The organism is Deltaproteobacteria bacterium, assembly GCA_020845775.1.
Lineage (GTDB): Bacteria > Bdellovibrionota_C > UBA2361 > SZUA-149 > JADLFC01 > JADLFC01.
Map to the genome: position 1 here is coordinate 1 of JADLFC010000127.1, position 12,680 is coordinate 12,680.

Sequence of the window (12,680 nt, forward strand, 5' to 3'; positions counted from 1 at the left end):
CGTGACTGAGAATCATGGAGGCCCGACCCGGATTTGAACCGGGGAATGGAGGTTTTGCAGACCTCTGCCTTACCACTTGGCTATCGGGCCGAAATTTTAGGGGCGCATCAAAAAACAAGCTTAAGTGATATAACTTTATACTAATAAGACGTCAAGATTAACGTAACCGTTCATTTTTCTCTCCACTCCGAGAAGAAGAGGCAGCATTGATAGCATTCCTCTCGGATCGAATTACGAGGTGCCTTAAAGAGGCCGGGATTGCGTTTTGCTCATTTTATAGCATTTACAAAAAGTAAAATATTTAACTTACTTTTTGGAAACGGTATAGATCTTTGGTCATTCGTTTTCTCAATCGGGTTCCATTATGGGGCCGTATCGATGCTATCGACGTCAACTGGCGCGAAATTGTTACTAAAAAACTCGGCTGAACTCTACCAAGACTCAATTTCGCAAAGCAAATTGGCAACGGACTCGTATAGATCTTGGGGAATCTCCTTACTCAAGCCTACCCGACTAAGCTGTGTAGCGAGCTCATCATTCTCAACAGTGGGCACGCCATAGCGGCGCGCCATCGCCATAATGTCTTTCGCAACCCGATTCTGCCCAACTGCCGAAACAGTCGGTATAGACCCTTCACAATAATCGAGCGCTACAGCGAGCCGTCTGCTATTTAACTGCATACTCACTTCCTTTGTCATTCCTTTAAAGTCATAAGCACTTATCAACTCGCCAACCGCGAATTGTCATTTTGAACAGATGCGCTACTCTCTTCTGTCGAAACTTCACTGGCTACATTATCGGCAATATTTTCATCGTTGTTCCTCTTTTCAATGCGTTCGCTAAGGGTTTCTACTAGCCGCTTAGCAACCGGAACATATAAGGTAAAAAAGCTGCCATCTCCGGGTTTGCTATCCACAACGATAGTTCCGCCATTTCTAGTAGCAAGCGTATAAGCGGCCGCCAAACCCAAACCTGCCCCCGACATGCTAAGCCCAGAAGCTGGATCTACATTTTTTGTCGTAAAAAATGGCTCAAAACAGCGCTTTCTTACCTCCTCCTCCATGCCTACTCCGTAGTCTCTAACATCGATTCTCACATAGCTTCCCTTCTGCACCCCACTATGAGGATGCTGCTCGTCAACAACAATCAGATCGGTCGATACCTCAATCTTGCCTAACTCCTCCGTCTCACCACGCGCCTGCGTGGCATCCCTAGCATTTAGAATTAAATTGCTAATAATGCGCCGCAATTGACTCGAGTCAAAATAGGCTCTCGGAATATCCGTTCCCAATCGGAGCTCAATTCTTGCAACATTCTGCACTTCGTCTGATAGCGATTTAACCTCGCGCTCTACCAAATAATTTACGTCACAAACCTCTGGATTCGCTTTTTCAAGGTGCGCAAAGCTCATTAGCTGCTTAACTAAAACCGCTCCACGATTTCCAGCTTCTGTTATTAGCCTTGCAGCCCGCCGCACCTTAGCCCTAGATTCGCTCTGAACTTCAAGCAGTGAAGCCTGCCCCAATATGCCCTGAAGCATATTATTAAAGTTATGCGCAATGCCTGCTGCCAAAAGCCCAGCAGTTCGCATCTTCTCGCCCTCCGCCATGCGCTCTTCGAATCGCTTGGCCAAAACGACTGCTCCAATTTCATTCGCTAGGCTAGTTAAAAGCGTAAGTGCCTCTTCGTCCAGAACCGTTTCTGCTTGACTCGGCTGAACCGCCAAAACCCCTAAGACTTGCCCACCGGAGCTCATTGGAACCATAGCGACCGAGTGAATATCTAGACGCGAAAAAACGCGCTTTACGCCGAACTCTCGCAATATCTCGCTCGGATCTTCAATAACTACAGCCTCTCGATTTCTAATTACCTTGGAAAGCGGATGATTCTGCGCGCCTAACTCAATATTCATCGCTGCCATTTTCTTCTTTATACCCGGACCATGCGCCGATTGGCCGATGATGCGAGTGCCAGTATCATTTAGCAAACCGAGCCAAAGCCTCTTTAAGCCTAGTTCATCCTTAATGATAGAAAATGCTTGAGCAAAAATCTCCTCAAAGGAAAGGCTCTTCGATAGTTCGTGACTCATGCGATACAAGGCCGACAACTTTTTCGCCTGTCGCCTATAGGCCGCAAACAAGTCTGCCTGTCTAGCAGCCAAACCTATCTGACTTGCCGCCGCAGTCACCAACATAACATCGCCACCATCGAATTTCGCAACCTCTTTGCTAAATAAGCCAATAGCTCCCAAAGCCTCGTCTTCGATGGACAAAGGAACCAACACAGCAGAACTCATGCCGCCCTTCTCGGCTAAAACGGCACTAGCGCGAGGATCTCTTCGAATATCGGGAACGACAACCGACTGGTTATGTTTTGCAACATAACCCGATAGACTTGGCAAATTAGTAGCCTTGCCTAAATCTTCGACAAACTCAGCACTAAAGCCATGATGGGCCACTAAGCCGAGCTTATCCTTGGCCTTCGGCCCATAAATGTAGCAAACGCCAGCATCTGCGCCGCTCGCATCGCAAAGAGCAGCCAAACCTCGCGAGGCAATATTAGCCGGATCCAGGTAACCCCTAATCGCTGAGGATACGGTGTATAGAGCCCGGATTTTTCTACTCTGAACGACAAGAGCCTCCTGCGCCTCATGCCGCTTAGTAATATCTATTCCAAAACCGTCCCATCCCTCAACTTCGCCACTTTTGCCAATCACTGGCATTAGCCTCATCAACAACCACCTAAGGCGATTGGTAACGCCGTTAATAACTCGAAATTCTTCCTCAAAACTAGTCGAGGCATCGCTCATATCATGCACACATCTGGCTACTCGCGCGCGATCTTCCTCGTAAACAAAGTCTAACCACTTAAGCGACTTTTGCCCCATGAAATCTTCTGGAGCTTTGCCGAAGAAATCAAGCGCCCTGCGACTGATAAATGTTATTGCGTGATTCACATCCGCATGAAAGATGAGGGCATCGGAATTATCGACAAGTCTTCTATATCTCTCTTCAGACTCTAACTTTTGACTGCCGACGCGCTCGCCGATTCCACCTTCACTAACTGCATCAGCCATCTCCTGCCAATTGCACTTCCCAGTGCGCTCGATAGCCTCGCCTAGGGCTCGTGCTACTTCAGACACCAGCGAGACTTCCTCCTCTCGCCAGTCTCTTCCATGCCCACACTGAGTCAGAATGAGCGCTCCATTTACATGCCCCTGCAAACTAGTCCTTACAGCTAGCATGGCAGTAACGTCTAATGCGCTTAACTCCTCTCGAATTGAATTTAGAAATTCTCTATCATCAGTAGGCTTAAGTAACAGCGGCCCGCGCTGCAAAGAAACCACCTCGCCTATCTTCGAGGCAATGCTTACAACTGCCGCATCCAACCTCTCCTCTGGCTCTTCCATAGTCCACTCAACCGGTGGAGATTTAGAATGCTCCTGATCTACTACGACCAAACATCGACTAACCCCTAACACCCGCCCTAAAAGTTCTGTCGCACTAATTAGAACGTCTCGGCGATTTTCAGAACCACAAATTGCCCCTATAATCGCGCTAGCCGCTGCCCTATCAAAATACTGCATCGAAAAGTACTTCCTAACTTAATCAGCCGCTCCAACTACAATAGCCTTGGCCTTTCGCAGATTCGCAACTGTTGCTTGACTTAATATTTCCTCGTGTAAGCTCTGGCGCATACTCCTCATCTCAGGCGGGGGCTCAGTATCGCGAAGCTCCTTCTTAAACTCTTCTGCATCCATTCTAAGTCTCTTTACGCGACCCTTGCGCTTGATTGCTAGATCAAGACCCGCCAACAACAACAAAGAAAACAGTAAAATAAAACTTAAATAAAAACACTCCCCAACCCACGACAATGCTAAGTCAGCCACGTCATCAAACTCAAAAACGACAACACCTACTCCACGAGAATACAGATAAGCGCCACCTATCACTATTAACACCAAGAAATACAAAACTGTTTTTCCGCTCTCAAAAATAACCCCGCTGGTTAAACAGCCCTCTCCCCCTTCCTGACCCACTCCAAGGATCCTCTTCACCCCATTTATTGCATTTAACCTAGAAAACCTAAAGACTAGGACATCCAAGCTAAAGACAAATCCAACTTGCGCCGCCTCCACCAGAAAACTTGCAATAAATACAACTACTAAGAACGATCCAAGGACTTTGCCTAGAAAGCCTACCGCAACATCGAGTAATCCTAGCACATCCTCGGCACCAAAGTCTGCACTGAGCGAAAAACTACTCTGGCTAAACTCTATTAGAGTCGAGATTTCGGCCTTGCAAAACCATAGCCAAAACGCCCCCGACAAAGAGACAATGACGGTGCTAATGTCTCTACTCTTAGCTACATCCCCCTCTTCTCTAGCTTTTCTTAACTTTCTAGCAGTAGGTGCAAAGCGCTTTTCACCAGCCATAAAAATCCATATTTTCTAAAGACTATTAGCTCCCTCGACCACTCCTACGCATTTTCTCCAATTAGCATCGAGAGAAACTGCATAATTTCTAAATCAATCCCACTTAATTGCCAGCAATCATTAACCATCAACCATATTAACAAAGACAATCCCAATAAGAGTTTAACCGGCATCAGCTCTTGCACCGCGCTAACCCGCGGCAACGCCTTGGAAAGAAAGGCCGTAATTATGTCGACAATAAGAGAGGCAAACACTACAGGAGCTGCTAGCAATAAGCCCCAGGAGATGGCTTGGCCGGCTAGCAAGATGAAAGACTCGAGGATAGCTCTTTCTCCCAACAGATTAAGAATTCCACTTCGTCCAAAGACCTCAAGTGGCCATATTACGCTATGTTCAAGAATTCTATAGGCTAGCGGATAGCCACATGAGCTAAGAGCAAATAACGCTAGGGAATAACTAGTAATCCGTTGTGCTACCGACATCCCCATCCCAAAGGATAAATCGAGTTGCTCTCCATACTGCGCCCCTCGCGCCACATCCGCTATGCGACCGGCCATCACAAGGGATTCAAGCGCTAGCGCGATAGGGGCAGCAATTATAAAACCTAAAAACACTTCCTTTACGGCTAGCAAGAAAAATGGAGTGGCCCCCACCGACGATGCCCCAGTATGGGCCATCTGACTTACATCGCCCCTAGAGAGCAAGGCACAGGTAAGAGCGATTGATGCGGCAGTCCGTCCACCTGCTCCCAGTAGAGTTCGGATAAACGAAAATGTTGATATAAATGTATAACTGCGCAGGAAAAGCAGGACAAAGAAAAGTATAGCATTTACGGCGGTCTGATTAATCACCATTGTGCCAAAAACTCCTTTCTAAAATTCTGGCACCTTATGCAAGATTTCCACGAAATAATCGATTAGCTGAGATGAGAGCCATCGCCCACCAAAGTACAAGGCTGCGCTAACCGCCGCCAGTTTGGGGACAAACCCCAAGGTTTGTTCCTGAATCTGAGTAGCAGCCTGCAGGACGCTAAACACTAGTCCTACCACTGTTGAAATAATTAGCGGCACGGCAGACAGGGTTAATGCTATGAACGCTGCCGAAACAAAGAGCGACTCAATATTATCTACTTCTATCATAATTCAGCGACTCCATATCCCAAAATTAACCCCTTGCACAGCAGGTACCAGCCATCGCACAAGACGAACAAAATCACTTTAAATGGAAATGAAATAGTTACCGGGCTAACCATCATCATGCCAAGGCCAATGAGCAAATTGGCAATGACGATATCGACAATAAGAAAGGGCAAAACTATAGCAAATCCAATAGCAAACGCTTCCTGTAGTTCGCTTATAACGAATGAGGAAACGAGATTTAGAAAAGTTTCCTCATTCACTGCGCACTTTTCCGCGGCATTAGCCTCATCGCCTCCCGTAGGCGCGCAATTAGTGTCGACGTTTATTGCATCTTTGGAATTAACTAATGAGGTAGTCTTGCCAGATCGAGAAGAAAGGGAACTAAAAAACATCCTCTCTCTTACTCCGCTATTTTGGCGTAAAAATTTCGATACCGGCTCGCTCGCAGCCTTTGCCAAAGCGATGATGTCATTTGCCTTTAACGCATTTAGCAGTTCACCGATTGGCTTAGCCTCCTTAGTCTCGGCTTTACCCGCTGTCGAAATGCCTAATTGTGCAGCACTATCCTCCAAAGCCTTGCTCACCTCCATAGCTACTGGAGACATGATGTGAACGGTTAGCACTAAAGACAGTATAGAGACCACTACTCCAGACGGCACTTGTTGAGCGCCAAGTGCGTTTCGAAGGATTGCAAATACCACGCTCAATTTCAGATACGAAGTGCAACTTAGCAATAAGAACGGCACTATCGCCATGCCTACAAATACTACTAGCATCAGCACTGGTGGCGCATCCATACCAGGCATCATTCCGACTGACATATTTCTCAATACTCCTAATCTAATGAGGCCAACTGCCAAGAAAGACCTTCTTTGCAATCAGCATCGGCAACACGATATACTTATCGAAAAAATTAATGTCTTTGTGTCAGAATATTGTTGATTATTGATTAGGAAGCGCGACAGACTCTGTCTTTTCTGGTTCAACTTGCAAAAGCAGCGATACAGAAGCCTGATTTACCGCTATTACTACTTCGCGCTTGTCATCTATAGAAACTATTGCGAGGTAATTGTTTCGATCCAAGGATAACCTCTCTATTAGTTTCAAGCGCTTGCGAGAAGGCTTAGTGCCATTGTTAAGTTTAGGTATGTTTACTAGATTAAGTCGCGGCAAAACCTTTCCAATTAGAATTACTGCAAGCGCGCATACGAAAATTAGTGAAAGAATCGTTCGGATTGCGCGATTCATAGTAAACGGATTTTCCCTAAATTTCTGGCTCAAATTACCTAAACTGCTATCATCATTGACTAAAATCTTAGCAGACTCAGCAATCGGCTCCTCCGCCAACACATTGCATACATATAGTGAAAGGATGAAAGAAAGAAATAATAAACAATGACAACCTAGTAATTTCATACTAATACATTCACAAATATTATCCTAGAGATCTCGATGGCTGACATGGGATCTACTGCTAGTGATATCTTCTATCTCACTTTGTTCAATTCCTTCAATTATAGAAATAGACTTTTTGCGCATGCGTCTCATCTCGCGAGTTAGCATCTGCATTCTTTCCTCGCATGATGCGATGTCCTTTTCCTTTAGCTTCGCTAACTCATTAGTTGCCATCATTCTCCCTAACAACTTTTTTCTAGCCATATTATCAAATGACACATTTGCCAAACATTCTCCCGAAAAACTGACTCGAGCATTTAGCTCCGCAATGGCAAAAACCCGTTCCGCACCGCCACTAGTCGCATTTCGTGCCGAGCTAAGCAAGCGAACTCTTCGCGCATCAATTGACGCAAGCGCCTTCTTAGCTGACGACACTTCCTCTCGTAAGCAACCTAATTGCTTAAGCAATTCTTCCTTGCGCTTGGTGGCAAGCCTCAGCAGTAGCTCCTTTCGTCGATAGTTCTGAAGCTCGGCACTATTCCCATTCATAGGCAAAACGCACGCTGTTTATAGGTTCCAACCACCGGCCTTATAAACCAGCAAATCACCCATTCCCCATACTTTGCAATTGCTTGATGCTTCCTGCCATTGCTTCTCCAGTTTTAGCTGCAAGTTGAACGCGAAATTCCAAAGAGTTCACATGCATTTGCAAATTAATAAGTTTTTGGGACTCAACTGGCAATTTTTCCTGGGCTTGCTTAAGACGCATACCAACGCTGCGCCAATCATCCAAATATGAATCGAGATTAATCTCCAAACCAGACTTACTAGGCTGAATCTCAGCTTGCTTAGGCATAGCCGCATTAATTTTTGGTCCAATAGCATTCATCATTTTACAATCCTCAATAAACAAATTGTCACTACGCGCCACATACAATCTATTTATCGTCTGAAAAACACATCGCGTTCATTTTTTGTAAGTCCACGCCATCCGCCTAAGCACGCGAGGGCATCCTTGACGCGGCTTGAGAAGCAATGCTATCTAGAAAAACATCAAAACAAATCGTAATTTTACGCAGAAGTTTATTGGAAGATCCGAAGATATGATTGCTTCCGTGGGTGAAAGTTTAGCCTCTGTGGCGCTAAGTATTGGGGCTGTGCGGTTTAATCCAGAGAATCCATTCCGCTGGGCCTCCGGCTACTATATGCCAATCTATAACGATAACCGCTTACTGCTAAGTAGCTACGCACATAGGCAGATGATAAAAAACGGTTTTTTAGATATCATAGACAAAAATTGTTTGTCATTTGATGTAGTAGCCGGAGTCGCTACTGGGGGTATTTCGCCTGCTACTACGCTAGCCGATGCACTCAAATTGCCGTTTTTATACGTTCGGCAAATTGCTAAACAACACGGCGCAAAAAAAAGCATAGAAGGGAAGCTCGAGGAGGGGAAGCGAGTTCTCGTAATAGAGGACGTCGTATCGACGGGCGGAAGCTCCGTTCAGGCCGTAGAAAATATTAGGGAATCCGGCGGAAGGGTGGATGAGTGCTTGGTGATTTTTAGCTACAACTTTTCCAAAGCAATCGATGCCTTTAGGAGGGCAAATTGCAATCTTCGCCCTCTGCTTACTTTGGATGAGCTGTTAGATGTTGCAAGAGACGAACAGTATTTGTCAGAAAAGGAATTTTTGGCGTTAAGCGAGTGGCAATCGGATCCCTTTATGTGGGGAGAACAAAATGGCTATCCACCGGAAATAACGAAATAGCTAAGACGCGTTGAATTTATATAAAACATTACTTCGGCCATTGCTGTTTTGCCTTGATGCAGAAAGGGCACATAGCCTGGCTTCTAATTTTGCAAAACGGCTTCAAAGCTATTCTGCCGCGCGCGAGTTACTAAGAACTGTTTGCACGACTACTAGCAAAACTCTACCTAGACTTAGAAGCACGGTATTTGACATAGATTTCAAAAACCCCATTGGCATTGCTGCCGGCTTTGACAAAAACGCTGAACTGATCCCTTTCATTTCAGATCTCGATTTTGGCTTTATAGAAATCGGTTCGGTTTCCAATCTTCCGTGTCAAGGCAATCCAAAACCAAGATTGTTTCGACTTCCTGCCGATTCAGCTTTAATCAATCGCCTTGGCCTGAACAACATCGGTGCTGATTTGGTTGCCGAAAACCTTAAAAGCCTCTCAAATTGCGATATTGTAATTGGCGCAAGCATAGTTAAAACACACGACCCTGACATATTGGACAAACGCGCTATAATCGATATAGTCGAGTGCTATAAAAAACTTCATGCCCAGGCTCACTATTTCACACTTAATGTAAGTTGTCCAAACACCAGTGACGGCAAGACTTTTGAAGAAAGCAATGCCCTTAAAGAGCTCCTAACCGCAATAGCTAGCACCAAGGGCGGGCTCAATTCCAAAACGCCGCTGTTAGTAAAATTTTCAGCAGATATTCCACTTACAAAACTGGAGGAAGCTATTAGCGTCTGCGAGGAGCACTCGATTGATGGCTACGTCCTGACCAACACTACGACCTCGCGTCCAACCTTAAAAACCCCTAAAACCCTTGTCGATAATATTGGAAGCGGTGGACTTAGTGGCAAGCCGCTCTTTGCTAAATCTATTGAGCGCGTAAGATTTGCCTATTCCCTACTGGGCGGCAAGAAGCCAATTATTGGTGTCGGGGGTATAGATTCAGCTGCTTCAGCCTATGCGCACATTAAGGCTGGCGCTTCGTTGTTACAGCTATATACGGGACTCGTTTATGAAGGCCCTCTAATTTGCAAAGCCATTAATTATGAGCTAAACCACTTGTTGTTACAGGACGGATTTGCAACACTTCGCGAAGCGGTCGGAAGTGCGAATAAGAAATTCATAGGCGGGTTGCAAGGATGAACCAAAATCAAAATTCAAATATCATCATCGCCCTAGATGCCATCAATTATGCCGATGCGCTTTATCTTGCTAAAACGCTAAGAAATATGGTCTGGGGATTTAAGGTAAACGATCTCCTCATTGAACACGGAATTAAAGTAATCACAGACCTAAGACAGTTTGGCAGAGTCTTTGCAGATCCAAAATTGCACGACATTCCGAACACGGTAAAAAATTCCATTCAAAAAATAGCGTCGGCTGGCGCAGACTTCATTACTGTGCATGCTAGCGGGGGAATGGCCATGATAAAAGCTGCCGTTGAAGCTGCATGCGCTGAAGGCGGGCATACTGCAAAAATTCTAGCCGTAACAGCTCTAACTTCGCTTAACGACGAGGATACCAATGTAATTTACGGCAAAGATTCATCTTCTACAGTCACATCGCTAGCGCGCATAGCTCTCGACAGCAAGTGTTTTGGCATCGTCTGTTCGGCCCAAGAGCTTCCACTCCTAGCCGATATGCAAAACCTAAACAAACTAGCAAAAATTGTCCCAGGCATACGACCTGCATGGCATACCACATCTGACGACCAGAATCGCACCGATACGCCACTACATGCCCTGTCTAAGGGGGCTGATTATTTAGTGATTGGCCGCCCGATTACTAAAAACCGCGATCCTATAGCTGCGATAAGAAGTATAATGAACGATGAAATCACCTATGGCAGTGCTTAAGGGCGCGCCTAAACAAATACATCGCCGTTAAGCGATGTATTTGAGCCCCATAGCTTCATTGATGACATCCTGGCTCTCCAGCTTGTCCATGTACTCGCCTATGAGCTTCTGATTTAGCACAGATACATGCGCGAGCAATGTAATAATCCTCTCAGCTTCATCCCCAACAATCCCCTCTCCCTCAAAGCTAAAAAGCATAAATAGCTCTGCCAACGCCATGAGTATCTCGCGAGAACAATAAAGGGCTGCGTAGATATTTGCCCTCGCCCCAAGCTGCGTTCCGGCCAGTAATGGGTTACCCCAGATTTGAACTATGAGATTTCTTAAACCCTCCGCCTCAGCATAGCATCGCACAAATCTAAACAACAACGACTGCCTCACATTGAGAGTCTTCGTAATCCCCTGAATCTGAGCCAATACGCTATCTACTAATTGAGCATTTCCCATAGAAAGAACCAAAGCACAGGCGCACCCGAGCTCGACTCCTAAAACCCCTTCAACGTCGAGAATCAGTTCTCGCGCTCTCTGGTCAGATCGCTTTTGTGAGAATTCGACAACTAGCAGAGAACCATCCTTCTCGATTTTATAGCTATAGCAAAAGTGCTTAGCTAATAAATCATATAACTCCTCCTTGCTACACTCCGCGATTAAATCTTTTAGCTTGCTACCCATTCGCAAACGCGCTCCCTAAAACAAAATATTTTTACGAACAATTGACGCGCACACAAAGTATCATCGACCCATCGTCATTGCCATCACTGCCCAGCACGACGCTCTTGTTGTTTACAACTTTTAATTTGGTCGACAGCAAACGCTCTCCCTGAGGCCCCTGCCAGTCAACCGTCACTTGCACCTGATCATCGGCAACAAAATGAGGCAATACCATAACCTTATGAGTGCTGCTCTCTAAACCCGCAATATCAAATCTACCCCTACTGCTTAACTCGAGCGAGGCTTGCTTTGAGTCGATTACCTCGTAACTAGAAAATGGCAAAGCACCCAATTGTTCTTGAAGATCACTAATGGATTCATGACCGCGATTTTCGCCATTCGACGCCTTAAGCGATCTCACCGTCACTAAACAACCGCGAGGTACTACAACACTATCAGCAAACACCTCCACTAAACCGAAAATGAAAACATAAAAAACAGGCACCAGTAAAAAAACCAACCGACGCACGACCAAGCCATGTAACAAACTTTTTGTCCTCATTTACCTCTAAACTGCATTACCCCTCGCCAGACAATACTAATCATTTATCGCGCCACCTTGTTCTGGGACGCTAGCCATATAACTGGTGGAACTCGGCGATTCTTAGAAACAAACAATCTAAGCGCTCCTTTACTATCGCTTTTAATCCAATCAATATCCACGCCATCCTCTCGAACGTCCCTAACTCCATTTCGCCCAATTTCTCTGTCCACAACCCTCACAACCGAAGAGCCACCAAGTTGCAATTCAGAAGACTGCCCACGCAACTTCGGAGGTAGCTCGGCAACCTTAGAATCCAAATCGCTGCTCTCCCCCACCAAAGCTTCGGGGATACTCAACTTCGAATCTAAGGATTCGACTGCTTTAAACTCAGTCTCTAGCGATACTACGTTAATCGGATACGCCTCCTGCGACTTATCTTTAGACCCCACGCCACCGCTATCCTTAATATTTAAAGCGTAATCGCTCGCAATATAAGCAACGAAAACCATTGCTACAGACAGAACGGCAAATCTAAATGGAAAAGCATGCAAGGGAACCGGTAAGGCTAGACCAAACAACCTCGGTCTATGGTTTCTTTCTGCATAACCATCAGCTATTTTTTCGACCTCCCTCTCTATACTAGACCAAATATCTGATTTTACCACTTGAGAATGCCGAGTTAAAATCTTTTGCTTATACCAACCTCGCACCTCGCTGCGAATAAACCGCAAATTCTGCAAATTAGCCAAACAAGCCCCATCACCTTTTGCTATTAGCCTCTCACAAACCTTTGACCGCAATCCCCTAAGTTCTCCATCATGAAAAGCACTTAACAACTTTTGCTTACTAGCAGATAAAGCCCTCGACCTATCACTTTTTTCTTTCATAAA

15 protein-coding genes and 1 tRNA gene are annotated in these 12,680 nt (G+C 45.5%); 3 read left to right on the top strand and 13 right to left on the bottom strand.

Annotation, left to right across the window (positions count from 1 at the left end; genetic code table 11):
* Positions 1-15: 15 nt before the first annotated feature.
* The 10 genes from IT291_08430 to IT291_08475 form a co-directional block, all read right to left on the bottom strand.
* Positions 16-90 (bottom strand) — tRNA-Cys (locus tag IT291_08430).
* 341 nt (positions 91-431) lie between these two features.
* Complete coding sequence (locus IT291_08435) at positions 432-680, bottom strand: EscU/YscU/HrcU family type III secretion system export apparatus switch protein (GenBank protein MCC6221249.1); 249 nt, start codon at positions 678-680, stop codon at positions 432-434.
* 41 nt (positions 681-721) lie between these two features.
* Entirely contained in the window at positions 722-3,586 is a 2,865-nt protein-coding gene (locus tag IT291_08440) for a GAF domain-containing protein (protein ID MCC6221250.1), read from the bottom strand.
* Between the two features lie 18 nt (positions 3,587-3,604).
* A complete protein-coding gene (locus IT291_08445; protein MCC6221251.1) occupies positions 3,605-4,435 on the bottom strand; it encodes an EscU/YscU/HrcU family type III secretion system export apparatus switch protein in 831 nt (276 codons plus the stop codon).
* A gap of 44 nt (positions 4,436-4,479) precedes the next feature.
* The gene (locus tag IT291_08450) at positions 4,480-5,289 is read right to left on the bottom strand and encodes a flagellar biosynthetic protein FliR (protein MCC6221252.1); all 810 of its coding nucleotides are present in this window, start codon (positions 5,287-5,289) and stop codon (positions 4,480-4,482) included.
* 18 nt (positions 5,290-5,307) lie between these two features.
* Entirely contained in the window at positions 5,308-5,574 is a 267-nt protein-coding gene (locus tag IT291_08455; GenBank protein MCC6221253.1) for a flagellar biosynthetic protein FliQ, read from the bottom strand.
* A complete protein-coding gene (locus tag IT291_08460) occupies positions 5,571-6,395 on the bottom strand; it encodes a hypothetical protein (GenBank protein MCC6221254.1) in 825 nt (274 codons plus the stop codon). Before IT291_08460 ends, IT291_08455 begins: the two co-directional genes overlap by 4 nt.
* Positions 6,396-6,516: 121 nt before the next feature.
* On the bottom strand, positions 6,517-6,990 hold the full coding sequence (locus IT291_08465; GenBank protein ID MCC6221255.1) for a flagellar biosynthetic protein FliO: 474 nt from the start codon (positions 6,988-6,990) through the stop codon (positions 6,517-6,519).
* A 24-nt stretch (positions 6,991-7,014) separates the two neighbouring features.
* Positions 7,015-7,518: a hypothetical protein gene (locus IT291_08470; GenBank protein ID MCC6221256.1), complete on the bottom strand. Its 504-nt coding sequence runs from the start codon at positions 7,516-7,518 to the stop codon at positions 7,015-7,017.
* 55 nt (positions 7,519-7,573) lie between these two features.
* Entirely contained in the window at positions 7,574-7,861 is a 288-nt protein-coding gene (locus IT291_08475; protein MCC6221257.1) for a hypothetical protein, read from the bottom strand.
* Between the two features lie 211 nt (positions 7,862-8,072).
* Between IT291_08475 and pyrE the strand changes: the two genes are divergently transcribed.
* From pyrE to pyrF, 3 genes are read left to right on the top strand one after another with little or no spacing between them, the layout of a single operon-like run.
* Complete coding sequence (pyrE, locus tag IT291_08480) at positions 8,073-8,738, top strand: orotate phosphoribosyltransferase (GenBank protein ID MCC6221258.1); 666 nt, start codon at positions 8,073-8,075, stop codon at positions 8,736-8,738.
* 10 nt (positions 8,739-8,748) lie between these two features.
* Positions 8,749-9,882, top strand: coding sequence for a quinone-dependent dihydroorotate dehydrogenase (locus tag IT291_08485; GenBank protein MCC6221259.1), 1,134 nt, complete (start codon positions 8,749-8,751; stop codon positions 9,880-9,882).
* Entirely contained in the window at positions 9,879-10,595 is a 717-nt protein-coding gene (gene pyrF / locus IT291_08490) for an orotidine-5'-phosphate decarboxylase (GenBank protein ID MCC6221260.1), read from the top strand. Before IT291_08485 ends, pyrF begins: the two co-directional genes overlap by 4 nt.
* A gap of 27 nt (positions 10,596-10,622) precedes the next feature.
* On the opposite strand, the gene IT291_08495 is transcribed toward pyrF, so the two are convergent.
* Genes IT291_08495 through IT291_08505 form a run of 3 tightly spaced genes read right to left on the bottom strand, consistent with a single transcriptional unit; the run spans position 10,623 to position 12,677 of the window.
* The gene (locus IT291_08495) at positions 10,623-11,267 is read right to left on the bottom strand and encodes a hypothetical protein (GenBank protein MCC6221261.1); all 645 of its coding nucleotides are present in this window, start codon (positions 11,265-11,267) and stop codon (positions 10,623-10,625) included.
* Positions 11,268-11,298: 31 nt separating this feature from the next.
* Positions 11,299-11,808, bottom strand: a complete 510-nt coding sequence (locus tag IT291_08500) for a hypothetical protein (protein ID MCC6221262.1) — start codon at positions 11,806-11,808, stop codon at positions 11,299-11,301.
* Positions 11,809-11,852: 44 nt separating this feature from the next.
* A complete protein-coding gene (locus IT291_08505) occupies positions 11,853-12,677 on the bottom strand; it encodes a hypothetical protein (GenBank protein MCC6221263.1) in 825 nt (274 codons plus the stop codon).
* Positions 12,678-12,680: the final 3 nt, after the last annotated feature.